Annotated in this window: 25 protein-coding genes and 1 tRNA gene; 11 read left to right on the forward strand and 15 right to left on the reverse strand. The window is 71.4% G+C overall.

Annotated elements, in window-relative coordinates; genetic code table 11:
• Window positions 1-107 precede the first annotated feature (107 nt).
• Window positions 108-1,313: an MFS transporter gene (locus M2163_RS15290; protein ID WP_280894205.1), complete on the forward strand. Its 1,206-nt coding sequence runs from the start codon at window positions 108-110 to the stop codon at window positions 1,311-1,313.
• Here M2163_RS15290 and M2163_RS15295 read toward each other — a convergent pair.
• Together M2163_RS15295 and M2163_RS15300 are read right to left on the reverse strand one after the other, a co-directional pair.
• Entirely contained in the window at window positions 1,250-2,410 is a 1,161-nt protein-coding gene (locus tag M2163_RS15295) for a hypothetical protein (protein WP_280852238.1), read from the reverse strand. The two genes, M2163_RS15290 and M2163_RS15295, sit on opposite strands and share 64 nt — an antisense overlap.
• Complete coding sequence (locus M2163_RS15300) at window positions 2,407-3,351, reverse strand: 5-dehydro-4-deoxyglucarate dehydratase (protein ID WP_280894206.1); 945 nt, start codon at window positions 3,349-3,351, stop codon at window positions 2,407-2,409. The genes M2163_RS15295 and M2163_RS15300 overlap by 4 nt, the downstream gene beginning before the upstream one ends.
• A 151-nt stretch (window positions 3,352-3,502) precedes the next feature.
• Here M2163_RS15300 and M2163_RS15305 point away from each other — a divergent pair, with 151 nt between their 5' ends.
• From M2163_RS15305 to M2163_RS15335, 7 genes are all read left to right on the forward strand, one after another.
• Window positions 3,503-4,312, forward strand: a complete 810-nt coding sequence (locus M2163_RS15305; protein ID WP_280852236.1) for an NAD(P)-dependent oxidoreductase — start codon at window positions 3,503-3,505, stop codon at window positions 4,310-4,312.
• A gap of 306 nt (window positions 4,313-4,618) precedes the next feature.
• A complete protein-coding gene (locus M2163_RS15310) occupies window positions 4,619-5,386 on the forward strand; it encodes a DeoR/GlpR family DNA-binding transcription regulator (RefSeq protein ID WP_280852235.1) in 768 nt (255 codons plus the stop codon).
• A 76-nt stretch (window positions 5,387-5,462) separates the two neighbouring features.
• Entirely contained in the window at window positions 5,463-6,836 is a 1,374-nt protein-coding gene (locus M2163_RS15315; RefSeq protein WP_280852234.1) for a sugar ABC transporter substrate-binding protein, read from the forward strand.
• Window positions 6,833-7,771, forward strand: a complete 939-nt coding sequence (locus M2163_RS15320; RefSeq protein ID WP_280852233.1) for a sugar ABC transporter permease — start codon at window positions 6,833-6,835, stop codon at window positions 7,769-7,771. Before M2163_RS15315 ends, M2163_RS15320 begins: the two co-directional genes overlap by 4 nt.
• Window positions 7,768-8,607, forward strand: a complete 840-nt coding sequence (locus M2163_RS15325) for a carbohydrate ABC transporter permease (RefSeq protein WP_280852232.1) — start codon at window positions 7,768-7,770, stop codon at window positions 8,605-8,607. Before M2163_RS15320 ends, M2163_RS15325 begins: the two co-directional genes overlap by 4 nt.
• Complete coding sequence (locus M2163_RS15330; protein ID WP_280852231.1) at window positions 8,604-9,593, forward strand: zinc-dependent alcohol dehydrogenase family protein; 990 nt, start codon at window positions 8,604-8,606, stop codon at window positions 9,591-9,593. Before M2163_RS15325 ends, M2163_RS15330 begins: the two co-directional genes overlap by 4 nt.
• 52 nt (window positions 9,594-9,645) lie before the next feature.
• The gene (locus tag M2163_RS15335; protein WP_280897261.1) at window positions 9,646-10,866 is read left to right on the forward strand and encodes a TerD family protein; all 1,221 of its coding nucleotides are present in this window, start codon (window positions 9,646-9,648) and stop codon (window positions 10,864-10,866) included.
• Between the two features lie 114 nt (window positions 10,867-10,980).
• Here M2163_RS15335 and M2163_RS15340 read toward each other — a convergent pair whose 3' ends face one another.
• On the reverse strand, window positions 10,981-11,547 hold the full coding sequence (locus M2163_RS15340) for a TetR/AcrR family transcriptional regulator (RefSeq protein WP_280852230.1): 567 nt from the start codon (window positions 11,545-11,547) through the stop codon (window positions 10,981-10,983).
• A gap of 165 nt (window positions 11,548-11,712) precedes the next feature.
• Here M2163_RS15340 and M2163_RS15345 point away from each other — a divergent pair, with 165 nt between their 5' ends.
• Window positions 11,713-13,149 carry an MFS transporter gene (locus M2163_RS15345; RefSeq protein ID WP_280894207.1) on the forward strand — a complete coding sequence of 479 codons (1,437 nt, stop codon included), beginning with the start codon at window positions 11,713-11,715 and terminating at the stop codon, window positions 13,147-13,149.
• Window positions 13,150-13,162: 13 nt separating this feature from the next.
• Here the strand turns inward: M2163_RS15345 and M2163_RS15350 are convergent, their stop codons facing one another.
• From M2163_RS15350 to M2163_RS15370, 5 genes are all read right to left on the reverse strand, one after another.
• Entirely contained in the window at window positions 13,163-14,179 is a 1,017-nt protein-coding gene (locus M2163_RS15350) for a 1-aminocyclopropane-1-carboxylate deaminase (RefSeq protein ID WP_280894208.1), read from the reverse strand.
• Window positions 14,180-14,208: 29 nt separating this feature from the next.
• Complete coding sequence (locus M2163_RS15355) at window positions 14,209-14,856, reverse strand: GntR family transcriptional regulator (protein WP_280894209.1); 648 nt, start codon at window positions 14,854-14,856, stop codon at window positions 14,209-14,211.
• A 210-nt stretch (window positions 14,857-15,066) separates the two neighbouring features.
• Window positions 15,067-15,136: transfer RNA gene (locus tag M2163_RS15360), tRNA-Lys, on the reverse strand.
• Window positions 15,137-15,183: 47 nt separating this feature from the next.
• Window positions 15,184-16,629: an alkaline phosphatase PhoX gene (locus M2163_RS15365; RefSeq protein ID WP_280894210.1), complete on the reverse strand. Its 1,446-nt coding sequence runs from the start codon at window positions 16,627-16,629 to the stop codon at window positions 15,184-15,186.
• Window positions 16,630-16,837: 208 nt separating this feature from the next.
• Window positions 16,838-18,268, reverse strand: coding sequence for a hypothetical protein (locus M2163_RS15370; protein ID WP_280894211.1), 1,431 nt, complete (start codon window positions 18,266-18,268; stop codon window positions 16,838-16,840).
• Between the two features lie 277 nt (window positions 18,269-18,545).
• Here M2163_RS15370 and M2163_RS15375 point away from each other — a divergent pair, with 277 nt between their 5' ends.
• Window positions 18,546-20,369, forward strand: coding sequence for an endonuclease/exonuclease/phosphatase family protein (locus M2163_RS15375; RefSeq protein ID WP_280894212.1), 1,824 nt, complete (start codon window positions 18,546-18,548; stop codon window positions 20,367-20,369).
• An 11-nt stretch (window positions 20,370-20,380) separates the two neighbouring features.
• On the opposite strand, the gene M2163_RS15380 is transcribed toward M2163_RS15375, so the two are convergent.
• The 3 genes from M2163_RS15380 to M2163_RS15390 form a co-directional block, all read right to left on the reverse strand.
• Entirely contained in the window at window positions 20,381-21,115 is a 735-nt protein-coding gene (locus M2163_RS15380) for an SRPBCC domain-containing protein (RefSeq protein ID WP_280852224.1), read from the reverse strand.
• Window positions 21,116-21,118: 3 nt separating this feature from the next.
• On the reverse strand, window positions 21,119-21,715 hold the full coding sequence (locus M2163_RS15385) for a helix-turn-helix domain-containing protein (protein ID WP_280852223.1): 597 nt from the start codon (window positions 21,713-21,715) through the stop codon (window positions 21,119-21,121).
• 75 nt (window positions 21,716-21,790) lie between these two features.
• Entirely contained in the window at window positions 21,791-22,492 is a 702-nt protein-coding gene (locus M2163_RS15390; protein WP_280894213.1) for an antibiotic biosynthesis monooxygenase, read from the reverse strand.
• Window positions 22,493-22,606: 114 nt separating this feature from the next.
• Here M2163_RS15390 and M2163_RS15395 point away from each other — a divergent pair, with 114 nt between their 5' ends.
• On the forward strand, window positions 22,607-23,602 hold the full coding sequence (locus M2163_RS15395) for a YihY/virulence factor BrkB family protein (RefSeq protein ID WP_280852221.1): 996 nt from the start codon (window positions 22,607-22,609) through the stop codon (window positions 23,600-23,602).
• Between the two features lie 91 nt (window positions 23,603-23,693).
• Here the strand turns inward: M2163_RS15395 and M2163_RS15400 are convergent, their stop codons facing one another.
• From M2163_RS15400 to M2163_RS15415, 4 genes are read right to left on the reverse strand one after another with little or no spacing between them, the layout of a single operon-like run.
• Window positions 23,694-24,197: a DUF3618 domain-containing protein gene (locus M2163_RS15400; RefSeq protein ID WP_280894214.1), complete on the reverse strand. Its 504-nt coding sequence runs from the start codon at window positions 24,195-24,197 to the stop codon at window positions 23,694-23,696.
• A complete protein-coding gene (locus M2163_RS15405; RefSeq protein ID WP_280852219.1) occupies window positions 24,194-24,613 on the reverse strand; it encodes a phage holin family protein in 420 nt (139 codons plus the stop codon). Before M2163_RS15405 ends, M2163_RS15400 begins: the two co-directional genes overlap by 4 nt.
• Window positions 24,614-24,666: 53 nt before the next feature.
• Window positions 24,667-25,362 (reverse strand): hypothetical protein, encoded by a 696-nt coding sequence (locus M2163_RS15410; RefSeq protein ID WP_280852218.1) that lies wholly within the window; start codon window positions 25,360-25,362, stop codon window positions 24,667-24,669.
• Window positions 25,359-25,487, reverse strand: coding sequence for a hypothetical protein (locus M2163_RS15415; RefSeq protein ID WP_280852217.1), 129 nt, complete (start codon window positions 25,485-25,487; stop codon window positions 25,359-25,361). Before M2163_RS15415 ends, M2163_RS15410 begins: the two co-directional genes overlap by 4 nt.
• Window positions 25,488-25,539 lie beyond the last annotated feature (52 nt).

The raw sequence follows: 25,539 nt of genomic DNA on the forward strand, positions 1-25,539 counted from the left end.
ATGAGGGGTGGACCGCCGCCGCCGCGAGAACTCATCGCTGATCGTCCGGGGATCTAGGGAACCTGCCCCATCCCGTCGCGTGGGCCTTAGCCCCACGATGGGCCGGCATGAGGAAGACATGGGCGGTGCTCCACGACCGCGACGCCAGGCTCTGTCTCACCGGAGTGCTCGTCTCCGGTTTCGGCACCTCGGCCCTGTGGCTGGTGTCCGGCGTCTGGGTCAAGGACCTCACCGGTTCGGACAGCCTGGCCGCGCTGTGCATGCTCGCGATGTGGGTCCCGACCCTGGCGGGCCCGCTGCTCGGCACGATCGCCGACCGGGGCCGCCGCAAACCGCTGCTGATCGGCGGCAACCTGCTGTTGGCGGCCCTGCTGCCGGTCCTGCTCACCGAGCGGGTCGCCGTCGTCCTCGCGGTCCTCCTCGTCTACGGCGCGACGGGCGTCGTCCTCGACGCGGTGGAGTCGGCCCTGGTCGCCGGCGCCGTCGCCCCGTCCCTGCTCGGCGACTTCAACGGGCTGCGGATGGCGGTCAACGAGGGCATGAAACTGGTGGCGCCCCTGGCCGGAGCGGGTCTCTACGCCCTCAGCGGCGGCCCGGCGGTGGCGCTGCTGGACGCGGCCACGTTCGTGCTCGCCGCGCTCCTGTACCGCGGTCTGCACGTCCGGGAGGACGGGCCCAGGCCGTCCTCACGGCGCACCCCGTTCGTCGAAGGCGCCCGCCACATAGGGGCTCACCCCACACTCCGCCCCCTGATCCTGGCGGGCGCCACCACCATGCTCTTCGCGGGGATCAACGGCGCGCTGATGTACGCCGTGATCGACGGCCTCGGCCACTCCCCCGCGTACGCCGGTGTGCTGTACGCCGTCCAGGGCGCCGGTTCGGTGGCGGTGGGACTGGTCTCCGGGCCCGCCCTGCGCCGACTGGGCGAGCGCCGGTTCGCCGCGTACGGCATCGCCCTGACCGCCGTGGGCGCCGGACTGCGGGCGATCCCCTCCGACCCGCCGGCCCTGGCGTGCAGCGCCGCCATCGGCGCGGGCCTGCCCTGTGTGCTGATCGCCGCGCTCACCGCCGTGCAGCGTGCGACCCCGAACGCCCTGCTGGGCCGTACGGTCGCCACCGCCAACACCCTGGTGTACACCCCGAACGTGCTCGGTCTCGCGGTGGGCGCGGCCCTGGTCGAACCGGTCGACCAGCGGCCGCTGTCCGCCGTCCTGGGCGTGGTGTGGCTCGCCGCGTCGCTCCCGCTGTTTCAGAGGCCGGCCAGCGCCTCACGGATCGCGTCCAGGTCGCCGTCCGACGCCAACCCGGCGTGATACAGCCGGACTTCGCTCGCCCCGGCCTCCCGCGCGCGGGCCACGTCCGCGGCGAGCGTGCCCGGGCTGCCGCCCATGCCCGAGACGACGGGGAAGTTGGCGGCGACGACCGCGCCCTCGCGGATCCCGGCGAAGGGCGTGAGCAGGTCCGGGCCGCCCGCGCAGGGCACGACGACACCGTCCGCGACGGACAGGATGTGCTCGGGATCGACGCCCGGGTTGGCGCCGACGTGGTACGTCACGGGGTCGGCGTGCAGCAGGATCTGGAAGCCCTCGGGCGCTGCCGAGCGAACGGCCCGGACCGCGCTCTCCTGGAGCGTGCGGGCGGTCTCGTCGCGCCACGCGCGCGTGGCCGCCGCCCGCTCGGAGCCCAGCAGCTTCTCGACCCCGGCCCAGCCCCCGTCGTCCGGCGCCCCCTGCCACAGCGGCTCCAGGGCGGCGCGTACGGCGGCGGCGAGCGCGTCGGCGTCCAGCCCCTGTTCGCCGTACCCCTCGCGGCACGTCCCGCAGAAGCAGAGCGCCATGAGGTACGTCCCGGCGTCGCCGAGCGGCACCCCGCCGGTCTTGTCGTGGGCGTGCAGGTGCTGGAGGCCGTACCAGCCGAGGGACTCCAGTTCGGTGCCGGCCGCACCCGGGCGCACGGCCGCCTCCACGGCGAGGTCGACGAGGTACGCGCGCGTGGCGGGCTGTGCGATGCACGGGGCCCAGGGGTAGCGGTCGCCGTAGGCGTTGACGACACAGGTGTCCGGATGCTCGGCGCCCAGGCGGGAGTTGTGCGCGAGGACGACCCAGGTGTGCACCTCCAGACCGGCCCCGGCGAGCTCGGCGCAGGCCTCTCCGAAGGCGTCGCCCGGCGCCCAGTCGCCGGCCGCGTACGGGCGCAGGTCACGCCCTTCCCAGCGCGAGTCCGTCGGGTACAGGACGGCCGCGTGCTCGGCGGTGACGATGCGGTGACGCGGGTGACGGGGGGTCAGCGCGCGCGTGGAGTGGTAGGCGGAGGCGAGGGTCGCCTGCCGCACACCGAGGCCGGCGATCCGGGCCGCGGCCTCCGGGTCCCCGTTGACGTCCCAGGGGTAGACGAACGTCGACGCCTTCACTGTGCCTCCTCCAGGAGCGCGTACCCGCGCTCGATGATCTGCGCGAGCTGCTTCACATGGTCCTCGTCCGGCTCGTGCAGCGGCGGGCGGACCTCCCCCACGTCGAGGCCGCGCATCCGGACGCCGGCCTTGACGAGGGAGACCGCGTACCCGCGGCCCCGCGCGCGCAGTTCGACGAAGGGACGGTAGAAGCCGTCGAGCAGCCGGTCGGCCGTGGCCCGGTCGCCGTCGACGAGGGCCCGGTGGAAGGCGAGGGCGATCTCGGGGGCGAAGCAGAAGACGGCGGAGGAGTAGAGGGGGACGCCGATGGCCTGGCAGGCGAGCTGGGTCTGCTCGGCGGTCGGCAGCCCGTTGAAGTAGAGGAAGTCGCCGGGCGCCTCGGTGCGGACGGCGCTGACGGTCCGCTGCATCAGATCGAGGTCGCCGAGCCCGTCCTTGAGCCCGATGATCCCCTCGGTGCGGGCCAGCTGGACGACGGTTTCCGGGGTGAAGACGGCGTTGTCGCGCTGGTAGACGATCACCGGCAGCGCGGTCGCGGCGGCCACCTCGCGGTAGTGCCGCAGCAGCCCCTCCTGCCCGGCGACGACGAGGTACGGCGGCATGGCGAGCAGGCCGTCGGCGCCGGCCGCCTCGGCGAGCCGGGCGTACCGGACGGCGAGCGCGGTGCCGTATCCGGCGCCCGCGACCACCGGCACGCGCCCCGCCGTCTCCTCGACGGCCGCCCGGACACACCGCTCGAACTCCTCGGGCGTGAGCGCGTGGAACTCCCCGGTGCCGCAGCAGGCGAACACGGCCGCGGCCCCCGCGTCCACGCCTCGGCGTACGTGCGCGCGGTACACGGCGAGGTCGGGGGATCCGTCGGGGCCGTAGGCGGTGACGGGGAAGAACAGCGGCCCGCTGGGGATGCCGAGTCGGTGGGCGAGGTCGGCGGACGGCGTCACAGGCTCTCCCTAGAGTGGCATGCAGAATACTGATCAGAGTTTATGTTTATGAACTCGTATCGCGCCACCCTTGACGAAGTCACGACACGATCCCTAACTTGTCCACGAATGTGAATACCGTACTCATGAGGCCGTTCAAGGAGACCCGCGAATGCCCGCTCCCCGTACCGTTCTGCTCACCGGTGCCGCCGGCGGGCTCGGCACCCTGATGCGGGATCTGCTCCCGGCCTACGGCTACGAGCTGCGCCTGCTCGATCTGCGGCCCGTCGAGGGCGAGCCGGACGCGATCGTCGCCGACCTCGCCGACAAGGACGCGCTGCGCGAGGCCGTACGGGGCGTCGACGCGATCATCCACCTCGCGGGCATCTCCCTGGAAGCCCCCTTCGAGAAGATCCTCAAGGCGAACATCGAGGGCACCTACAACCTGTACGAGGCAGCGCAGGCGGAGGGTGTCGGACGGATCGTCTTCGCCTCCTCCAACCACGCAGTCGGCTACACCCCGCGGCCGCGGGACGGCGACCCGCTCATCCCGATCGACACCCCGCGCCGCCCGGACACCTTCTACGGCCTGTCCAAGTCCTTCGGCGAGGACCTCGCCCAGCTCTACTGGGACAGGCACGGCCTGGAGACCGTCTCCGTCCGCATCGGATCCTGCTTCGCCGAGCCGACCAGCGTGCGGATGCTCTCGGTGTGGATGAGCCCGGCCGACGGCGCCCGCCTCTTCCACGCGGCCCTGACCGCCGAGCAGGTCGGCCACACCGTGGTCTACGGCTCCTCCGCCAACACCCGCCTGTGGTGGGACCTGACCACCGCGCGGGCGCTCGGCTACGACCCGCAGGACGACTCCGAGCCCTACGCGGACAAGCTCATCGCCGAGCAGGGCGAACTCCAGGACGACAACGAGGGCCACGCCTACCTGGGCGGCCAGTTCGCGACGGACCCGCCGATCTGGCCGTACTGAATCCTCGTCGCAAGGGTGGGCGGGCACCGAACGGGCCCGCCCGCAGCCATTCCGGGCACGAGAAGCAGCCTGGGGGCAGGCGCGAAGCGCCACCCCCCAGGGGCGCGGGGAACTGCGCGACCAGCCACAACGCACTCGCAGCCGCCGTACGACCGCACCACCCGAGTTCATGGGCCCAGCCCGCCCGAACGGGCACACGCGGTCACTACTGCCCCCGCAACAGACCTGGTCACCGACTCGCACCCGCTGTAGAACTTCCTGCAACGGCCCGAACGGGCAGCGCACGACAGGAAGGCGGGTGACCGAATGACCAGAACCGCGGAAGAACGCCAGCGGGAGATCGTTCGTGCCGCCCGCACCACAGGCGCCGTGGACGTCAACACCCTGGCCGCACAACTCGGCGTCGCCAAGGAGACGGTGCGCAGAGACCTCCGCGCCCTGGAGGACCACGGCCTGGTCCGCCGTACGCACGGCGGCGCCTACCCCGTGGAGAGCGCCGGGTTCGAGACCACGCTCGCCTTCCGCGCCACCAGCCACGTGCCCGAGAAGCGCAGGGTCGCGGCCGCCGCGGCCGAGCTGCTCGGGGACGCCGAGACGGTCTTCGTCGACGAGGGCTTCACCCCGCAGCTCATCGCCGAGGCCCTGCCCAGGGACCGGCCGCTGACCGTGGTCACCGCGTCCCTCCCGGTCGCCGGCGCCCTCGCCGAGGCCGACAACACCTCCGTCCTGCTGCTCGGCGGCCGGGTCCGCCCCGGCACCCTGGCGACCGTCGACCACTGGACGACCAGGATGCTGGCCGGATTCGTCCTCGACCTCGCCTACATCGGGGCCAACGGCATCTCCCGCGAACACGGCCTCACCACCCCCGATCCGGCCGTCAGCGAGGTCAAGGCGCAGGCGATCCGGGCGGCTCGCCGGACGGTGTTCGCCGGTGTGCACACCAAGTTCGGCGCGGTCAGCTTCTGCCGCTTCGCGGAGATCGGCGCGCTGGAGGCGATCGTGACGAGCACGCTGCTGCCCTCCTCGGAGGCGCACCGGTACTCCCTGCTGGGCCCGCAGGTCATCAGGGCCTGAATCTCGAACCGACACCTCCACGGGCCACCGACGACCAGCGGTGCCCCTTGTATCCCCCTATGTCCAGGAGCGATCCATGCGAACCCAGAGCCGACGACGGCCACCGCGAGCCACGCTCGCCATGGCCGTCGCAGGGACGCTGCTCGCCCCGCTGCTGTCCGGCTGCTGGGTCGGCGCGGGCGGGGCGGGGTCGGGCGGTGACGCCATCAACGTCCTGATGGTCAACAACCCCCAGATGACCGAGCTGCAGAAGCTGACCCGGGCCCACTTCACCAAGGAGACCGGGATCAAGGTCAACTTCACCGTCCTGCCCGAGAACGACGTCCGCGACAAGATCAGCCAGGACTTCGCCAACCAGGCCGGCCAGTACGACGTGGCGACCCTGTCCAACTACGAGATCCCGATCTACGCCCGCAACGGCTGGCTGCACGAGATGGACTCGTACGTGGCCAAGGACCCCTCGTACGACGAGAAGGACGTCCTGGCTCCGATGCGCCAGTCGCTGACCGGCGACGACGGCAAGCTCTACGGCCAGCCCTTCTACGGCGAGTCGTCCTTCCTGATGTACCGCAAGGACGTCTTCGAGCAGAAGGGCCTGACGATGCCGGCCCGTCCCACCTGGCAGCAGGTGGCGGACCTGGCGGCGAAGGCCGACGGGGCCGAGCCCGGCATGAAGGGCATCTGCCTGCGCGGCCTGCCGGGCTGGGGCGAGGTCATGGCACCCCTGACCACGGTCGTGAACACCTTCGGCGGCACCTGGTTCGACAAGAGCTGGAAGGCCCGGCTCGACTCGCCCGCCTTCGAGCAGGCCACGAAGTTCTACGTCGACCTCGTGCGCGAGCACGGTGAGTCCGGCGCCGCCCAGTCCGGCTTCGCCGAGTGCCTCAACAACATGACCCAGGGCAAGGTCGCCATGTGGTACGACGCCACCTCGGCGGCCGGTTCCCTGGAGGCGAAGGGCTCCCCGGTCAAGGGCAAGGTGGGCTACGCCCCCGCCCCCGTGGAGAAGACGGAGTCCTCCGGCTGGCTCTACACCTGGGCCTGGGGCATCCAGGACGCCTCCCGCAATCCGGACAAGGCCTGGAAGTTCGTCTCCTGGGCCTCCAGCAAGCAGTACGAGCAGCTGGTGGGCGACCGGATCGGCTGGTCCAACGTCCCGGCCGGCAAGCGGGCTTCGACGTACACCAATCCGGCCTACGTCAAGGAGGCCGCCGCCTTCCAGGAGATGACCAAGCAGGCCATCGAGCAGGCCCGGCCGAACGACCCGGGTGTGCAGCCGCGCCCCGCGCCCGGCATCCAGTTCGTCGGCATCCCCGAGTTCACCGACCTCGGCACCAGGGTCTCCCAGGAGATCAGCGCGGCCATCGCCGGACGCCAGTCCGTCGAGTCGGCCCTGAAGAAGTCCCAGCAGATCGCCGAGAAGATCGCCGAGGAGTACGAGGGACGATGACCGCCACGACCATGGCCCCACCGGCCACCACCCCCGTGAGCACCGCGCGCCGGCCCTCGAACCGGCTGCGCGCCTGGGCCACCCGCGCCCCGCTGCTCCCCGCCCTGATCTTCATGATCGTGGTCACCCAGCTGCCCTTCGTGGCCACGGTGGTGATCTCGTTCTTCGACTGGAACTCCCTCTATCCCAAGGCCCGCCACTTCACCGGCGTCGACAACTACCGGGAGGTCCTCACCGACGCGGACCTGCGCCACTCGGTGTGGACGACGATCCTGCTGACGGTGACCGTCGTCCTGGTCAGCCTGGTCCTCGGACTGCTCCTGGCCCTGCTCCTCGACCGCCGTTTCAAGGGCCGGGGCGTGGTCCGCACCCTGCTGATCGCCCCCTTCCTGGTGGTCCCGGTGGCCGCCGCACTGCTCTGGAAGCATGTGCTCTACAACCCTGAATACGGCCTGTTCAATGGGCTGTTGCACTATGTGGGCGGCCCACAGCCGGACTGGATATCCAACACCCCGCTGCTCGCGGTCGAGGCGTCCCTCGTCTGGCAGTGGACCCCGTTCATGATGCTCATCCTGCTGGCCGGCCTCCAGAGCCGCGACCAGCAGCAGATGGAGGCCGCGCGGGTGGACGGCGCGAGCGGCTGGCAGATCTTCCGGTACCTGACCCTCCCGCACCTGCGCCGCTATCTGGAACTCGGCGCCCTGCTGGGCTCGATCTACATCGTCCAGAACTTCGACGCGGTCTTCACGATCACCTCCGGCGGCCTCGGGACCGCCAACCTGCCCTACACCGTCTACCAGAGCTTCTACCAGGCCCACGAGAACGGCCTCGCCTCGGCCGCCGGCGTCCTGGTCGTCATCGGCTCGATCATCATCGCGACCTTCGCCCTGCGCGTGGTGTCGTCCCTGTTCCGTGAGGAGGCCGGCCGCGCATGAGCAGCACCATCGCCGTGAAACGCAAGGGACTCGGTCTGGGCCTGGTGGCCTGGCTGGTGGGGATCGTCTTCTTCCTGCCGATCGCCTGGATGGCCCTGACGTCGTTCCACTCGGAGTCGGACGCGGCCACCAACCCGCCCTCCTTCGGCGCCGCCCTCACCCTGGACGGCTACCGCGAGTTCTTCGGCACGGGCGGCGGCGCGAGCCCCTGGCCCGCGCTGATCAACTCGACCGTCGCCTCGCTGGCCTCCACCCTCTTCGTCCTGCTCCTGGCCCTCCCGGCGGCGTACGCGCTGTCCATACGGCCGGTCAAGAAGTGGACGGACGTCCTGTTCTTCTTCCTGTCCACGAAGATGCTGCCGGTGGTGGCGGGCCTGCTGCCCATCTACCTGTTCGCGAAGAACACGGACATGCTCGACAACATCTGGCTGCTGGTCATCCTCTACACCTCGATGAACCTGCCGATCGCGGTCTGGATGATGCAGTCCTTCCTCGCCGAGGTCCCGGTCGCGGTCATCGAGGCGGCGAGGGTGGACGGCGCGAGGCTCCCGACGATCCTCGCGCGCGTGGTCGCCCCCATCGCCCTGCCGGGCATCGCGGCCACGGCCCTGATCTGCTTCATCTTCAGCTGGAACGAACTGCTCTTCGCGCGGGTGCTCACCGGCGTGGTCGCCGAGACCGCCCCCGTCTTCCTGACCGGCTTCATCACCAGCCAGGGCCTGTTCCTGGCGAAGGTGTGCGCCGCGTCGCTCGTCATCTCCCTGCCGGTGCTCGCCGCGGGGTTCGCCGCCCAGGACAAACTGGTCCAGGGCCTGTCGCTGGGAGCCGTGAAATGAAGGCCGCCGTCATCGAGTCCGTGGGCCGTGCCGTCGTCGCCGAGGTCCCCGACCCGACGCCAGGGCCGCGCGAGGTCGTCGTCGAGGTCGCCGCGTGCGGCCTGTGCGGCACCGACCTGCACATCCTCCAGGGCGAGTTCGCCCCCAAGCTGCCGATCGTGCCGGGCCACGAGTTCGCGGGCGAGGTGGTCGGGGTCGGCACCCAGGTCACCGAGCTCGCGGTCGGCGACCGGGTGGCGGTGGACCCGTCCCTGTACTGCCACGAGTGCCGGTACTGCCGTACGGGCCACAACAACCTCTGCGAGCGCTGGGCCGCGATCGGCGTGACCACGGCGGGGGGCGCGGCGCAGTTCGCCGTCGCGCCGGTCGCCAACTGCGTACGGCTGCCCGAGCACATCCGTACCCAGGACGCGGCGCTGGTGGAGCCGCTGTCCTGCGCGGTCCGGGGTTACGACGTCCTGCGGTCCCGGCTGGGCGCCCATGTGCTGATCTACGGCTCGGGGACCATGGGCCTGATGATGCTGGAGCTGGCCAAGCGGACCGGCGCGGCGAGCGTGGACGTGGTGGACGTGAACCCGGCCCGCCTGGAGACCGCCCGCAAGCTCGGCGTCTCGGCCTCGGCCGGGAACGCGGACGAGCTGGACCGACCGCAGGGCTGGGACCTGGTCATCGACGCGACGGGCAACGCGGCGGCGATCCAGGACGGCCTGGACCGGGTGGCCAAGGCCGGCACGTTCCTCCAGTTCGGCGTGGCCGACTACGCGACGCGGGTGACGATCGACCCGTACCGCATCTACAACCAGGAGATCACCATCACCGGCTCCATGGCGGTCCTGCACAGCTTCGAACGCGCGGCGGAGCTGTTCGCGACCGGGGTCCTGGACCCCGACGTCTTCATCAGCGACCGGCTGCCGCTGGACCGCTACCCCGAGGCGCTGGACCAGTTCGCGTCAGGGGTGGGCCGCAAGATCGTGGTGGTGCCGTAGAAGATTAAGGGAACGGTAAAGCGCGCTCGCTCGTTCACCGGGCATGACAGCTATGACCCCCGGCTCGAACATCCCCCTCCCCGTCACCCGAGTGACGGTGGACGTCTCCGCCCCGGTGCGGCTCGACGTATCGGGCCTGCTGCTCACCGCCGACGGCAAGGTGCGCTCCGACGACGACTTCATCTTCTACAACCAGCCGACGGGACCGGGGGTCACCTACCGGTCGGGCGGCGGTACGGCGCCTGACGCGATCAGCGTCGACACCGCCGCCCTGCCCCCCGGCATCGAGAAGATCGTCGTCACCGCGAGCCCGGACGCCGCGGGCCAGACCTTCCAGGGCATCGAACCGACGGCCACGATCCGCAACGCGGACGACAACAGCGTGCTGGCCACCTTCACCCCGCCGCAGCTCGGCACCGAGACCGCACTGGTGGTCGTGGAGATCTACCTGCGCAACGGCGCCTGGAAGGCCCGGGCGGTGGGCCAGGGGTACGCCAACGGGCTGGCCGGGATCGCGACGGACTTCGGCGTGACGGTGGAGGAGCCCGCCCCGGCGCCGGTGGCCCCGCCGGTCACGCCGACGGTGCAGACGCCGCCCCCGGCGCCGCCCGCCCCGGCCGTGGACCCCCGGCTCGCCGCGCCGCCGGCGCCCGCGGCCCCGCCGGCTCCCCCGGCGCCGCCCGCCCCCGGTGCCGGGAAGATCAACCTCGACAAGGGCCGGGTCAGCCTCCAGAAGAACCAGACCGTGTCCCTGGTCAAGGGCGGACGGCCGCTGCTCTCCCAGGTCAAGATGGGTCTCGGCTGGGAGCCGGCGTACCGCGGCAAGGACATCGACCTCGACGCCTCGGTCATCGCCTACGGCCCGCAGCGCAACCACATCGACAGCTGCTACTTCGGCAAGCTGTCCATCGTCGGCGGCGCGATCAAGCACTCCGGCGACAACCTCACGGGCGAGGGCGGCGGTGACGACGAGGTGATCGTCGTGGACCTCGGCCGGCTCCCCCAGGAGGTCACCGGTCTGGTCTTCACGGTCAACTCCTTCTCCGGGCAGAAGTTCACGGAGGTCGCCAAGGCGTACTGCCGCCTTATCGACGCCGCGAGCGGGGAGGAGCTGGTCCGCTTCGACCTCACCAACGCGGAGGCGCAGACCGGCGTGATGATGGCCAAGCTGATCAAGCAGTTCTCCGGCGAGTGGGAGATGACCGCGATGGGCGACTTCGTGAAGTCCCGCACGGTACGCGGAATGGTGAAGCCGGCGGCCCAGGCGCTCTGAGCAGCTTCCCCGCGCCCCTGGCTGTACCCACCCAGGGGCGCGGGGAACTGCGCGACAAGCCCCCACTCACCCGCGGCCGCAAGACGACACAACGAGGCACATCGGTAGGCGCCCCTAGGCCCGCAGCCCCTCCGTCAGCAGCGTCAGATACCGCCGGATCGACTCCCCGCCCCCGTCGGCCAACTCCGCCGCCCCCGCCACCCCATGGGCCAGCCGGAGCAACTCCAGCGGCTCGACGTCCGCGCGTAGCGAGCCTTCCTCCCGCGCCGCCGCCACCAACCGCTCCGCCGCCCCCCGCACATGCGTGCCGCAGGCCGTGAGCACGGCGTTGCCGCCGTCCGTGACGGCGGAGCCCAGCAGCGTCTTCATGCCCCGGACCTGGATCGTCCCGACGCACAGCTCGTACAGCCACTCCGACAGCGCCCGCCCCGGCGGCAGCTCCGCCGCGAGCTCCTCGGCACGCCGTGCGAACCCCTCGACGCGGTCCACGTACGCCGCCTCCAGCAGCGCCTGCCGGGTCGGGAAGTGCCGGTACAGCGTCCCGGATCCCACTCCGGCCCGCTTGGCGATGTCGTCGAGGGACGCACCCTCCCCGTGCTCGGCGAACGCCTCGACGGCCACCTTCAGCAGCCGCTCGTAGTTGCGCCGAGCGTCCGCGCGCATGGGCCTGACCTGCGTCATCCAGATACTCCTTGCGAACCGGGGACTCTCTCCGTATGTTATCCAACACTAAACGGAGACAGTCCCCACTTAGCGCGCACCGCAGTCGCAGCGGGTCGCTCCGTGCTGCCCGCGCGCCTTGTCCGGGGGGCGGCGCGAGCGGGGACACGAGAACGGGAGAACGCCATGTCCACCCCGTCCACGACCACCGCCTCACCCTCCGCTCCACCGGACCGCACCGGCCACCTCGGCACGACCCTCCTCGTCGTCGTCACCGCCTACCTGATGGTCGGCGTCGACTCCACGGTCGTCAACGTAGCGCTCCCCGACATCCAGCGGGACCTCGGCTTCAGCCCTACGGGCCTGTCCTGGGTCCTCAACTCCTACACCCTCGCCTTCGGCGGGCTGCTGCTGCTCGGCGGCCGCGCCGGAGACATCGCCGGCCGCCGCCGTACGCTACTGAACGGTGTCCTCCTCTTCGCCGGCTCCTCCCTGCTCGGCGGACTGGCCGGCGACAGCGCGTGGCTGCTGGCCGCCCGCGCGCTCCAGGGCGTCGGCGCCGCCCTCGTCGCCCCCAGCACCCTCGCCCTGATCACCACCCACTTTCCCGAAGGCCCGCGCCGGCACCACGCGTTGAGCGTCTACTCCGCCACGGCCGGTATCGGCGCCTCCGTCGGGCTGGTCCTCGGCGGCATGCTCACCGACTGGGCGTCCTGGCGCTGGGCCCTGCTGATCAACGTGCCGATCGGCCTCGCGGTGGCCGTCGCCCTGCCCCGCTTCGTCGCCGAGACCCCGCGCCACGCGGGCCGGTTCGACCTGGCCGGCGCGCTGACCGGCACGGCCGGGACGGCCTCGCTGGTGTACGCCTTCATCCGGGTGTCGGAGGCCGGCTGGAGCGACCCCCGGACGCTGCTCGGCTTCAGTACGGCGGCCGCGCTGCTGACCGGTTTCACCCTGGTCGAGTCCCGGGCCGGGCAACCGGTGCTGCCCCTGCGGCTGTTCGCCGACCGCGACCGGGCCGGCGCCTACGCGGGGGTGATGCTGCTGCCCGCCGGGATGTTCGGGGCGTTCTACTTCCTCACGCTGATCAGCCAACAGGTCCTTCAGTACAGCCCGTTGCGCGCGGGGCTGGCCTTCCTCCCGATGACCCTGGCCATGTTCAGCACCGTACGTCTGGTGCCGCGGCTGCTCGGGCGCCTGGGCGCCAAGCCGGTGCTGCTCACCGGAACGGCACTGGTCACCGGCGCCTGCGCATGGCTGTGGCGCCTCGACCCCGGGGCCGGCTACCTCTCCGGACTGCTCGGCCCACTGCTCCTGCTGGGGGTCGGGATCGGTCTGAGCCTCATGCCGCTCAACGCGACGATCCTCGCCCGCGTTGAGCCTCACGAGGCCGGCGCCGCCTCCGGCCTGCTCCAGACCCTCCAGTGGCTCGGCGGCACCCTCGGCCTGTCCCTCCTGGTCACGGTCTACGGCACGGCCACCCGGCACGCCACCGGGTCACCGTCCGAGGTGCTGGTCGAGGGCTCGGCCCGCGCGTTCGGCGTGGGCGCCCTGATCGCCGTGACCGCGCTGCTGGTGTGCGGGACGGTGATCAGGGGCGCCCGGCCGAAGGGCGGCTCATGAGCCCGGGGGGCGGTCAGAACAGCGCGCTGTACGCGTTGAGCGCCGGCTGCCCGCCGAGGTGGGCGTAGAGCACCGTGGAGTCGGCACCGATCTCCCCGCGCCGGACGAGATCGATCATCCCGGCCATGGACTTGCCCTCGTACACGGGGTCGGTGACCATCCCCTCGGTGCGGGCGGCGAGGCGCATCGCCTCCAGGGTGGTCTCGTCGGGGATGCCGTAGACGCCGGCGTGATACCGCTCGTCCAGCTCCACGTCCTCCTCGGTCAACTCCTTTTGTACGCCGATGAGTTGTCCGGTGCCATGGGCGATCCGCGCGATCTGCTCCCGGGTGGCGACGGGCTTGGCGGAAGCATCGATGCCCAGGACGCGCCGGGTCCGGCCGCCCGCCTCCTCCAGCGCCCGGAACCCGGCGACCATGCCGGCCTGGGTGGACCCGGTCACCGAGCAGACCACGACCGTGTCGAAGAAGACGCCCAACTCACGCTCCTGTTCGGCGACTTCGTAGGCCCACGCGGCGAAGCCCAGGCCGCCGAGGGGGTGGTCGGAGGCGCCGGCGGGGATGGCGTACGGCTTGCCGCCCGCTTCCTCGACGTCCCGGAGCGCCTGCTCCCAGCTCTCCTTGAACCCGATCCCGAACCCGGCCTTCACCAGCCGTACGTCGGCCCCGGCGAGCCGGCTGATCAGGATGTTGCCGACCTTGTCGTAGACGGCGTCCGGCCAGTCCACCCAGCTCTCCTGCACCAGCACGCACTTGAGCCCGGCCCGGGCGGCGCAGGCGGCGACCTGGCGGGTGTGGTTGGACTGGACGCCACCGATCGAGACAAGGGTGTCGCAGCCCTTCGCGAGGGCGTCGGCGACGAGGTACTCCAGTTTGCGGGTCTTGTTGCCGCCGTACGCGATCGGGGAGTTGCAGTCCTCGCGCTTGGCCCACAGCGCGGCCCCGCCGAGGTGCGCGGTGAGACGCTCCAGGCGGTGCACGGGGGACGGGCCGAACAGCAGGGGGTAACGGTCGTAGGACGCGAGGGGCACGGTGACCTCCGGGGTGGGGCGCAGTGGGTTCAGTCGCTGTCGGCGAGTTCGGCCAGACCCCGCCAGATCTCCGCCGTGACCCGGACCGCCTCGTCCACGTCACCGGCCGCGCAGGCCTCGATCAGCCGCTCGTGCAGGCCGGCCGAACGGCAGGTGCCGCCCTCGCCGAAGCGTCTGCGCTCCAGCCGGCGGATGAGGGGGGTGTAGCGGGCGGCGGTGGCGGCGGCCGCGCGGTTGCCGCTCACCCGGACGAGCACGTCGTGCAGCGCGTCGTCGGCACGTACGGCCTCGTCCACGTCACCGGCGGTGACGGCGGCCGCGAACCGCGCGTTGGCCGCGCGCATCAGCTCGATGTCGGCGGCGAAGAGCCGGGGCACGGCGACCCGCGTGACCAGTTCGTGCATGGCCCCGACCACGGCGGCGGCGTCCCGCACGTCGGCGGCGACGACCTGGGTCACCCGGGTGTAGCTCTGCGGCTTGCTCTCCAGCAGCCCCTCGTCGACCAGCCGCGCGAAGGCCTCCCGCACCGGCGCCCGCGACAACCCGAGCCGCTCGGCGAGCTCCGCGTCCCGCACCACCGCCCCGGGCTCGATCTCCCCGGCCACGATGGCGTCCCGGATGGACGCGTAGGCCCGGTCCCGGAGAAGGGTGCGGCCGAGCGGCCGTAGGGCGTTCATGAACTGAAATGTTAGATGTCAGCCGGGAACGCAGGCAAGGGCGTGGCCCGCACCCCGTGAAGTGCGGGCCACGCCCGGCGCTCAGGCTGCCCAGGGCCAGTCGGCAACTGTTTCGGAGGGAGGCACGGCAAATGGAGGGTGACCGAGTTCGAAGTCGACTGCGGTGCTTATAACTGGCGCGTCTTCCGTTCCGCCACACCGACCTTGCGTCGATGACGGGATTCGAACCCGCGGCCTCCCCATTAAGAGTGGAAGTAGGTCCTGCCTTCGCACCTGGACGTTCATCACTTCAGGAGGCGTGCCGCGGGAGGGGCGAGCGAATTAAGTTCAGCCGCGCTTCTGCCGCTTCCAGGGCCCCGTGATCGCCAGCATGATCCCCGGAGTCTGGATGTTGGCGTACAGCGTCTTTCCGTCGGGCGAGAAGGTGACGCCGGTGAACTCGCTGTACTCGGGCTCCTCTTCGGTGCCGATGTTGAGTTCGTTGCGGGCGATGGGGTAGGTGCGGCCGCTCTCCGTCGCGCCGAACAGGTGCTGGACGCCCTCGCCGTCCTCGGCGATGACGAGGCCGCCGTACGGGGAGACGGTGATGTTGTCGGGGCCGTCGAACGCGCCGTCCTGGGACGGGTCGGGGTTCACGCCGAGGAGGACCTTCAGCGTGAGGGTGCGGCGCTTGGGGTCGTAGAACCAGACCTGGCCGTCGTGCTGAACGGGGCTCTCCTCACGGGCGTACGAGGAGACGACGTACGCGCCGCCGTCGCCCCACCACATGCCCTCGAGCTTGCGGGCGCGGGTGACCTGGCCGTCGGTGAACTGCTTGCGGACGGAGACGGTCCTGGCGTCGCGGTCGGGCACGTCGACCCAGTCGACGCCGTACACCGTGCCGATCTTCGTGGCGCGGGAGAGGTCGTCGACGAACTTGCCGCCGGAGTCGAAGCACTTGAAGGCCTGCAGGACCCCCGCGTCGTCGGCGAGGGTGCGCAGCTTGCCGCGGCCGTGGTGGAAACCGGTCGGCGGGGTCCAGCGGAAGAGCAGGCCGTTGGGGCCGGAAGCGTCCTCGGTCAGGTAGGCGTGGCCGCGCTTGGGGTCGATGACGACCGCCTCGTGGGCGTACCGGCCGAAGGCCTTGACGGGCTTGGGGTCGCGGTTGGCGCGGCGGTCCTCGGGGTCGACCTCGAAGATGTAGCCGTGGTCCTTGGTCATGCCGTTCTGGCCGGCCTTGTCCTCGGTCTCCTCGCCGGTGAGCCAGGTGCCCCAGGGGGTGGTGCCGCCCGCGCAGTTGGTGGAGGTGCCGGCGATGCCGACCCACTCGGCGACATGGCCGTGGCGGACCTCGACGACCGTGCAGCCACCGGAGGCGGCGGGGTCGTAGACGAGGCCCTCGGTGAGCGGCACGGGGTGGGGCCAGTTGGCCCGCGGGCCCTTGAGCTCGTGGTTGTTGACCAGGAGGGTGGCACCACGGGGGCCGCGGAAGGTGGCCGTACCGTCGTGGTTGGAGGGGGTGAACTCGCCCGACTCCAGCTTGGTCCTCCCGCTGTAGGTGATGACCTCGTACGTGAACCCGGCGGGCAGCGCGAGGATGCCGTCGGGGTCGGGGATCAGCGGCCCGTAGCCGACTCCGTGGTGGGCGCCCGCGGTCTGCGCACCCTCGCTCTCGACGTCGGTGGCGGCGAGCGCGTTGGGCGCGGTGGCGAGGGCGCCGACCGTGCCCGCCAGCGCGACACCGGCTCCGGTGAGCGCGGATTTCGCGGCAAAGTCCCTGCGGGTGAGCGACATGGTGTCTCCTGAGACGGTGGATGAACGCCGTGGAGGGTGGGGGACCTCGGTTCGGCGCAACCGTCCCGCCCATGCCTGAACACCAGTTGAACTGCGAGAGGACTCCGTGGAGCAGCTTTGATGAATCAACACAGGTTGATGTGAAAGCCTTCAGGGGCGCGGGGAACCGCGTGACCAGCCACAACCCGCCCGCACCCGCGACACGGCCTCAACCCCCCTGCTGCGAACGCGCCTTGAACGCGGCCTTCCGGGCCTCCTTGGCGACCTTCTTGTCGGGATGCAGCCGCCCCATCGCCTCCAGCACGTCCGCCGTGGCCGGATGGTCGACCTTCCAGGCCGCCGCGAAGAAGCCTCCGTGCTGCTGGGCGAGCCCCTCCACGAGCCCCTGAAGTTCCTCGGAGTTCCCCTCGGCGGCCAGTTGCGCGGCGATCGTGTCGACGGTCAGCCAGAACACCAGGTCCTCGGAGGGCGCGGGCACGTCCGCGAACCCGCGCTCGACCAGCCAGACCCGGGCGAGCCCGCCCAGCTCCGGGTCGTCCAGAACCTCCCGCAGTGCGGGTTCGGCGACGACACCGACCAGCGACAGGGCCTGCTGGCAGCGCAGCCTGCGCAGCGGCGCCCCCGGGTCGCTCCCCCGGGCGGCCGCCAGCAACTCCCGTGCGGCCGCGAGCGGTTCGCGCCGGTCCAGCCACTGCTCGGTCTCGGCCTGGGCGGCCGCGGGAGGAAACGCCGCGGTCCCGTCGAGCAGTGCGTCCGCCCCCTTGTCGGCGAGGTCGCCGACGGCCGGTGCCGGGATGCCGGCCTCCAGCAGCCGTGCCCGCAGTCCGTACAGGCCGAGCGGGGTCAGCCGCACCATGCCGTACCGGGAGACGTCGGTGTCGTCGACGGCGGCGGGCTCCTCGTCGGTGTCGGCCATCAGCGCCTCGTCGACGGGCTGGTACTCGACGATGCCGACCGGCTCCAGGAACCGGAACTGGTCGTCCAGCCGCATCATCGCGTCGGACACCTGCTCCAGGACGTCGTTGGTGGGCTCGCCCATGTCGCTCGGCACGATCATCGACGCGGCGAGGGCGGGCAGCGGCACGGGACCGTCGCCGGGACCGTCCACGCTGACGGTGAGCAGGTAGAGGTTGCCGAGCACCCCGTCGAGGAACTCCTGCTCGGCCTCGGGGTCCCAGTCCAGGGAGGCGAAGTCGATCTGGCCGCCACCGTCCTCGGCGGACATGGCGTCGACCAGGTCGTCCAGGTCCGGCACGCTCGCGTCGGCCAGCGCCGTCTCCAGGGCGGTCAGCCAGACGCCGAGCACGTCCTGCGGGGACCCGGACAGCAGGGCCAGGTCCTCGCCGGTGGCGACCGTGCCCTCCTCCTCGTCGACGATCTCGACGAGCCCGGTGTCGACGGCGATCCGCCAGGCCTCGCTCGCGTGGGCGGCGGCGTCGTCGCCGGTCAGTCCGAGGTGCGCGGCGGCCGCGGGCAGCTGCTCCTCGACGAGTCCGCCCCCGGCGTCGACCCGCGTGTCCTCGCCGGCCCAGCGGGCGAGCCGGGCGGCCCGGGCGAGCAGCGGCGTGGACAGGGCGTCCCGCGCCAGCTCCGCTTCGGGGTGCAGCCGCACCGGCGGCAGGGGGGAGCTGTCTGACATCGGCTGGTTCTCCTCGGACGCGTCGTGCCACTCAGCCACTCAGCGTAGACGGATATCCACCCATGCCGCCCGGTTCATCTCCCCGACAGGGTCCGTACATGGCTGAAACCTTGACAACTGGGCTGACCAGGCAGGAGATTGACGCGCGTAGAAATCCGGCGGACATCTGTTCACTGTATTTTCTACGCGCGTCGCAACCGCCCCCACAGGTCGCGGCTCCCACCGTTCCACGTTCACCCTCGTCCCGGCGCCTACGTTCGTCCCCGGAGGGATCCCGTTGCCGAGCAAGAAGTCCGCGCGTCTCGCCGCGCTCACCGTCGCCGCCCTGTCGGCGGCCTCCACCGTCGTTCTCGTCTCGCCCGCGCACGCGGCCGCCGTGAGCATCCACGACATCCAGGGCGCGACCCGGATATCCCCGTACGCCGGTCAGAAGGTCACGGATGTGGCCGGAATCGTCACCGGGGTGCGCACCTACGGCTCCTCCAAGGGCTTCTGGATCCAGGATCCGAACCCGGACGCCGACCCGGCCACCAGTGAGGGCGTCTTCGTCTTCACGAGCTCCGCCCCGAAGGTCGCCGTCGGTGACGCCGTCACGGTCACCGGCACGGTCTCGGAGTACGTCCCGGGTGGCACGTCGTCCGGGAACCAGTCGGTGACCGAGCTCACCAAGCCGACCGTCACGGTCGTCTCCAGCGGCAACGCGGTGCCCGCCGCCACGGTGATCGACGCGAAGTCGGTGCCTGCCGCGTACGTCCCGGCGGGCGACCCCGCCGCGGGCAACTCGATCAACGGCCTGGCCCTGGAGCCGAAGAAGTACGCGCTGGACTTCTACGAGTCCCTGGAGGGCATGAACGTCGAGGTCGCCGACACCCGGGTGGTGGGCGCGACCGACCCGTACACCGAGCTGTGGGTGACGGTGAAGCCGCGCGAGAACGCCACCCGCCGCGGTGGCACGCTCTACGGCTCCTACGACGCGCAGAACACCGGCCGGCTCCAGATCCAGTCGCTCGGCGCGACCTCCGCCTTCCCCGTCGCGAACGTCGGTGACGTGCTCACCGGCTCCACCGCGGGCCCGCTGGACTACAACCAGTACGGCGGCTACACCCTGGTCGCGAACGAGATCGGCACGCTGAGGAGCGCCGGTCTCACGCGCGAGACCACACAGAGGCAGAAGAACGGCGAGCTCGCGGTCGCGACGTACAACGTCGAGAACCTCGACCCGTCCGACGCCACCTTCGAGGAGCACGCCTCCGCGATCGTGAACAACCTGAAGTCGCCCGACATCGTGTCCCTGGAGGAGATCCAGGACAACAACGGCGCGAAGGACGACGGCACGACCGCCGCCGACGTGACGGTGAACAAGCTGATCGATGCGATCGTCGCGGCGGGCGGCCCGCGGTACGACTGGCGCTCGATCGACCCGGCCAACGACACCGACGGCGGCGAGCCGGGCGGCAACATCCGCCAGGTGTTCCTCTTCAACCCGGAGCGGGTCTCCTTCACCGACCGCGCGGGCGGCGACGCCACCACGGCGGCCGGGGTCACCAAGGTCCACGGCAAGGCGCAGCTGACGGTCTCCCCGGGCCGAATCGCCCCCACCGACGACGCCTGGAAGTCCAGCCGCAAGCCGCTGGCCGGCGAGTTCGTCTTCCGCGGCCGCACGGTCTTCGTGATCGCCAACCACTTCAACTCCAAGGGCGGCGACTACGGTCTGACCTCGGCGGTCCAGCCGGTGCCGCGCAGCTCGGAGATCCAGCGCCACCAGCAGGCGACCCTGGTCAACGCCTTCGTCAAGGACATCCTCGACACCCAGAAGAACGCGGACGTCATCGCCCTCGGCGACATCAACGACTTCGAGTTCTCCGGCACGGCGAAGATCCTGGAGGGTGACGGCGAGCTGTGGTCGGCGATCAAGTCGCTGCCCAGGAGCGAGCGTTACACCTACGACTACCAGGGCAACCAGCAGGTCCTGGACCAGATCCTGGTCAGCCCGTCGATCCGGCGCGGCTGCGATTTCGAGTACGACAGCGTGCACATCAACTCGGAGTTCAACGACCAGATCAGCGACCACGACCCGCAGGTGCTGCGCTTCAAGCCGTAACCGGCAGCCGGTCAGGCCTGGTCGAACACTCCGTTCAGCCAGGCCTGCCACTCGCCCTCGCACTCCTTGATGTCGGAGTCGGGGGCGAAGTCGTGCAGGGAGATGCCGACCGGGTGGCCCCAGTGGTTGCGCCCGAAGATGCGGGTGAGGCCCCGGTCGGTGCGCAGTCCGATGAAGTACGGGTTGCGGAAGTCGACCACGGCCTCGAAGGTGTCCGGGCCGTGGACCGTCACACGCGTGCCCGCGGCCACGTCCTCGCCGACACCGAGGGCCCGTCCCACGGCGGCGAGGGCGTCGGGGGCCTTGGACGCCTCGGGTCCGTCGAAGGTGGCGAAGGCGGCCGGGCGGGGCGCGAAGTGGGTCAGGTACTCGCGCAGGGTGTGCAGGTAGAAGTCGGTGTGCTTGGCGGCTCCGTCGTACTGGTTGTCCCAGTCGTCGACGAAGATCCCGCTGTGGACGTAGCGCACCCAGGCCCGCCGGCCCTCGTCACGGGGTTCGACGGTGTAGTCGAGCTGGTTGAGGGTCTGCTGGGAGATGCCCTCGACGTCCTCGACGCGGTTGGTGTAGCGGTGCGGCGGGTCCCAGGCGACGACCTTGGAGCCGAAGGGGCCGGTGCCGCCGACGCGGGGCTCGGGCGGCTCCATCGGCCACAGGTAGCCGCCGGTGCCGGTGGTGATCGCCTCCCAGACCTGCTCGGGGGTGGCGTCGACCTCGAACTCGCGGGCGATCTCGAACTCTTGGGACATGATCTACTCCAACTCGGTCTTCTTGAGCGTGGGATGGACGGCCACCACGATCCGGTGATCCCTGCCGCCCTCGGCGTCCGGGGCGTCGTACCTGCGGATCAGCTCGGCGACCCCGGCCGTCAACTCCTGGATGAACGCGGCTCGTTCGGTGGCGGAGGCGAAACGCACCTCGCCGTCCAGCGCGTACGTCGCGAGCCTCTTGCGCTCCTTGGCGGCGCCGGTGATCAGCTGACCCACGTCCCGCACGAGACGGGCGCCCAGTGCCAGCAGCCAGCGCGCGGAGAGCTGGTCGCGGAAGCGGTCGGGGTCGGGCTGCACGGAGGCGAGCGCGAGCGGTGAGATGACGTACGAGGCCGCGGTCGCCCGCATCAGCCGCTCGGTGACGTTTCCCTTGCGGCGCTCCCCGGCGAGCTCGACCAGGCCGTGCCGCTCCAGCGCCTTGAGGTGGTAGTTCACCTTCTGGCGGGGCAGCCCGACCTTGCCGGCCAGCATGGCGGCCGACGCGGGGCCGGCCGCCAGCTCGGCCAGCAGCCGTGCCCGTATGGGGTCCAGGGAGACGGCTGCGGCCTCGGGGTCCTCGATCACGGTGACGTCCAGCATGGGTCCACGGTCTCACCGAAAACTTTTTTTGTCCAGGCAATCCAAGTGTTCGGTGGGGAGGGCTGTCGAAGAGAGCTATCCGGGAAGCAGGCCGAGGGCGTGGTCGTACCGGCTGACCACGCTGCTCTTCAGCCCCGGCCAGCTCTGCACGCGCTCCCAGGCGTCCGAGGCCGAGCCGATCCCGTCGCCCGGGGCGGCGAGCGCGTCGAGGTGGGCCTGGGCGCTCTCCCACTCCGCGTAGTTGAGCACCCGGGTGCCGTCGGTGCTGAGGTGGAAGTGGCCGCTGATGCCGCCGGGGTGCGGGTGGGGCTCGCTCTCCAGCGCTTCGACGACGGCGTCCACCCAGGCCCGCTGCCGGTCGGGGTCGGGGCCCTCGAACTCGATGTCGACGATCACCACACAGCCCGGCACCCGCCGGTCGCCGTCCCGGACGGCGCTGCGGTAGTGGCGGTAGCGGCCGAGCCCCAGCCGCTCGATGTGCGGCACGGCGGTGTCGATCTCGTCCACGCGCTCCAGCCGCTGCGTGCGCGCGAAGGCCTCGTAGGCCTGCTCGTCGGTCCACTGCGAGTAGTGCAGGAGGCTCGCGGTGTCGTGTCCGGTGTACACGTGGTAGCCGAGCAGTCCGCCGGCGGGCCACGGCCGGCGTTCCCATGCCCCGGCGATGGCGTCGACGGTCTGCCGCTGGCGCAGCGGGTTGCCCACCCGCCAGGTGCTGAAGAGGGACGCGCCCACCTCGGGCCGGGTGAGGTCGGGGTGGGTGTCGGTACGGCGGGTCATGGGCGTGGCCTCCTCGGATCGCTGATCGATGCGTTCATCGGCCACCCTTCAACCTCAACCAGGATTCAGGTCAAGTCGGCGGTTCAGGAGGGGGTTTCGGGACACCCGCAGGACATGGACGAGCAGGCCGACGACCAGCCCAGAAGCCCTTTGAAGTTGCCCGCACGATCCTGGCGCGCGGCACTGCGGCGCACGGCGAAGGAATTGCTGGACGACGAACTGGCCGACCGCGCGGCGGCGTTGACGTACTACGGCGTTCTGTCGCTTTTTCCGGCGCTGCTGGTGATGGTCTCCCTTCTGGGCGTGGTGGGGCAGCGGGCCACGGACAAGATCCTGGACAACATCGGGGACCTCGCGCCGGGTCCGGCCCGGGACATTCTGCGGGACGCGGTGGTCCAGCTCGGCGACAGCGGCGGCACGGGCAGCGTCCTGGCGGTCCTCGGTCTGCTCGCCGCGCTCTGGTCCGCCTCCGGGTACGTCGCCGCCTTCATCCGTACGTCCAACGCGGTGTACGACCTTCCCGAGGGCCGCCCGGTGTGGAAGCTGACGCCGCTGAGGCTGGCGCTGACCGTGACGCTGATGCTGATGCTGGCGGTGAGCGCGCTGATCGTGGTGTTCACGGGCCCGCTGGCCGAACGGGCGGGCCGGGCGGTGGGGTTCGGTGACGCGGCGATCGCGGTCTGGGGCGTGGCCAAGTGGCCGGTGCTGCTGCTCCTGGTCGTCATGATGATCGGGCTGCTGTACTGGGCCGCCCCCAACGTCCGTGGCCGCGGCTTTCGTTGGACCTCGCCGGGCAGCGTCCTCGCCACCCTGGTCTGGCTCGCCGCCTCCGCGGGGTTCGCCCTCTACGCCGCCAACTTCGGCTCGTACAACAAGACGTACGGCACCCTCGCCGGTGCCATCGTCTTCCTGGTGTGGCTCTGGCTGACCAACCTGGCGATCCTGCTGGGCCTGGAGTTCGACGCGGAGCTGGCCCGTGAGCGGGCCATCGTCTCCGGTGCGGCCGAGCCGACGGAGGAGCCCTACGTGGAGCCCCGGGACACCCGGAAGTGGCCGCCGAGGCTGCGGGCGGCACGCAGGACGAGACTGCGGGCGGCACGCGGGAAGTGACCCCCGACGACCGGCCGTCCCGCACACGCGGAGGTGGGCGGCACCCGTGACTTCCGGGTGCCGCCCACCTCCGCGTGTGCGGGTCCTGGGTCTACTTCTTCGGGTACCGCCAGGACACGACGACGATCGCGGCCAGGGCCGCGCCGACGATCAGCACCGGCCGCGGATGCCGTAGGGCCGCCATGACCAGGGGCCGGGCCGGCTGGGGCACACCGTGCTCCGCCCGGCGCTCCAGTGCGGCACTGGTCTCGGCGGCCTTGCCCTGGGTGAGCCGGCCCGCCCGCTGCGTCCGGTCCTGGACCTTGTGGCTCGCCTGCACGGCCCGGTCCTGGACCAGGTGGCCGGCCTGTGTGGCCTTGTCGTGCACGGTGTGACCGGCCTGCGCCGCGCTGCTGCGCAGCTGCACGGTCATCGCCCCCGCCTTGTCCCTGAGGTCTGCCGCACGGGCCCGTGCGCGGCCCTTCACATCCATCTTTCCTGCCAACTCCTCAACCGTGTCGCCGAGTTCACTGCGGGTCCGCTCGATCTGCTGCCGCAGTTCCTCGGGTCCCTTGGCCCCCGTCACGGGGGGCTCGCTACCCGTCCTGTCCGTCATCGGTGCGCCCTTTCCCTGATCTCCTCGACGTCCGCCTTGACGCTGCCGAGAGCCTCCTCGGGCGTCGGAGGTGTGGCACGACGCAACTGGGAGCGGCCGAGTGCGGCCAGCACCCCCGCGATCACGAACAGCACAGCCGTCACGATCAGCGCCGCGGCCCACACCGACAGCACCAGGGAGAGCGCGGCGGTGGCCGTTCCGGCCAGGGCGAGCAGTCCCGCGTAGGCGAAGGCGCCGGCGGCGCCGAGCAGCCCGCCGCCCTTCCCGGCCCGCCGGCCCTTCTCGGCCAGCTCCTCCTTCGCCAGGGCGACTTCCTGCCGCACCAGTTTGGAGACCTGTTCGGTGGCCTGTCCGACGAGTTCGCCCACCGAATGATGTTCGTCGTGCGCCGGCCTGGGGGCCGTGGTTCCGGTCACGGTGTTCCGCCTCCTCTCGGTCGGAGCACCCGGGTACCCGGCCCGGCCCCCGGCTACCCCACCTGGGGGCCGTCGTCCGGGCCGCGCTGTCCGAGCCGGGCCAGCTGGCTCTGGAACCAGTCGAGCCTCGCCTGCAACAGGGCTGCCTCGGCGGCGAGTTCGGGCACCCCGAGCTCCTCGGGCAGGCCGGGACCGGCCGGGTCGAGGACGGCGGCCGGCTGTGCCACCACCCGCAGCCCCTCGCCGGCCAGCCGGGCGAACCCGGCGAGCGAGAGGGCCGTACGTCCGCGCAGGCAGCCCGCGCAGGAGGGGGCCAGGGCCCGCCATCCGGGCCTGCCCCAGCCGGCGTCGGCGAGGGCCGCCGCGACCGTGCCGCAGGCGCAGGGGCCGACGGTGGCGGTCCGCACCCGCTGGCGGGCGTAGCGGTAGCCGAGTTCGAAACGGAGGTAGCGGCCGAGGACCAGGACGTCGAGGAGCACGGCCGTGCGGTGCTCGGCCGTGCACAGCAGCGCCTCGGCCGCCGCGCGGTCGTGCACACAGTGGAAGCCGCAGTCGCAGCGGCGGTTCGGCGCCCGGTGCCGCAGGCCGTAGACGCAGGACGCGTCGGCCAGGACGCCGTACGGCAGCGCACCGCCGAGCGACACACCGGTGAACCCGGCCCGGGTGCCGTCCTGGGACAGCACCGGGTGGGCGATCTTGTATCCGGTCGGCGGCTCCGCAGGGCGTTCCTCCGGAAGCCGCAGCCTCATCGGGCCGCCGGAACCTCTTCGGGAGCCTTCAGTTCCACGATCTCCTCGGGGAGTTCGAGCTCCTCCTCGTGGATCTCCGGCCGCTCCTCCGCGACTCCGGTGGCGAGTGCCTTGCCGAGCTTCATGACGCCTCCAGGACCAGGGGTCGTGCACCGTCCTGACCATGGTGACCCATAC

The organism is Streptomyces sp. SAI-135, from assembly GCF_029893805.1.
Lineage (GTDB): Bacteria > Actinomycetota > Actinomycetes > Streptomycetales > Streptomycetaceae > Streptomyces.

Excerpts from the sequence above, each read along its gene's own strand:
- M2163_RS15380 (WP_280852224.1), bottom strand. The coding sequence starts at position 21,115 with ATGTCCCAAGAGTTCGAGATCGCCCGCGAGTTCGAGGTCGACGCCACC.
- M2163_RS15345 (WP_280894207.1), top strand. The coding sequence starts at position 11,713 with ATGTCCACCCCGTCCACGACCACCGCCTCACCCTCCGCTCCACCGGAC.
- M2163_RS15395 (WP_280852221.1), top strand. The coding sequence starts at position 22,607 with ATGGACGAGCAGGCCGACGACCAGCCCAGAAGCCCTTTGAAGTTGCCC.
- M2163_RS15340 (WP_280852230.1), bottom strand. The coding sequence starts at position 11,547 with ATGACGCAGGTCAGGCCCATGCGCGCGGACGCTCGGCGCAACTACGAG.
- M2163_RS15315 (WP_280852234.1), top strand. The coding sequence starts at position 5,463 with ATGCGAACCCAGAGCCGACGACGGCCACCGCGAGCCACGCTCGCCATG.
- M2163_RS15370 (WP_280894211.1), bottom strand. The coding sequence starts at position 18,268 with ATGTCAGACAGCTCCCCCCTGCCGCCGGTGCGGCTGCACCCCGAAGCG.
- M2163_RS15290 (WP_280894205.1), top strand. The coding sequence starts at position 108 with ATGAGGAAGACATGGGCGGTGCTCCACGACCGCGACGCCAGGCTCTGT.
- M2163_RS15335 (WP_280897261.1), top strand. The coding sequence starts at position 9,646 with ATGACCCCCGGCTCGAACATCCCCCTCCCCGTCACCCGAGTGACGGTG.
- M2163_RS15415 (WP_280852217.1), bottom strand. The coding sequence starts at position 25,487 with ATGAAGCTCGGCAAGGCACTCGCCACCGGAGTCGCGGAGGAGCGGCCG.
- M2163_RS15390 (WP_280894213.1), bottom strand. The coding sequence starts at position 22,492 with ATGACCCGCCGTACCGACACCCACCCCGACCTCACCCGGCCCGAGGTG.
- M2163_RS15400 (WP_280894214.1), bottom strand. The coding sequence starts at position 24,197 with ATGACGGACAGGACGGGTAGCGAGCCCCCCGTGACGGGGGCCAAGGGA.
- M2163_RS15355 (WP_280894209.1), bottom strand. The coding sequence starts at position 14,856 with ATGAACGCCCTACGGCCGCTCGGCCGCACCCTTCTCCGGGACCGGGCC.
- M2163_RS15410 (WP_280852218.1), bottom strand. The coding sequence starts at position 25,362 with ATGAGGCTGCGGCTTCCGGAGGAACGCCCTGCGGAGCCGCCGACCGGA.
- M2163_RS15330 (WP_280852231.1), top strand. The coding sequence starts at position 8,604 with ATGAAGGCCGCCGTCATCGAGTCCGTGGGCCGTGCCGTCGTCGCCGAG.
- M2163_RS15385 (WP_280852223.1), bottom strand. The coding sequence starts at position 21,715 with ATGCTGGACGTCACCGTGATCGAGGACCCCGAGGCCGCAGCCGTCTCC.
- M2163_RS15310 (WP_280852235.1), top strand. The coding sequence starts at position 4,619 with ATGACCAGAACCGCGGAAGAACGCCAGCGGGAGATCGTTCGTGCCGCC.
- M2163_RS15365 (WP_280894210.1), bottom strand. The coding sequence starts at position 16,629 with ATGTCGCTCACCCGCAGGGACTTTGCCGCGAAATCCGCGCTCACCGGA.
- M2163_RS15325 (WP_280852232.1), top strand. The coding sequence starts at position 7,768 with ATGAGCAGCACCATCGCCGTGAAACGCAAGGGACTCGGTCTGGGCCTG.
- M2163_RS15320 (WP_280852233.1), top strand. The coding sequence starts at position 6,833 with ATGACCGCCACGACCATGGCCCCACCGGCCACCACCCCCGTGAGCACC.
- M2163_RS15305 (WP_280852236.1), top strand. The coding sequence starts at position 3,503 with ATGCCCGCTCCCCGTACCGTTCTGCTCACCGGTGCCGCCGGCGGGCTC.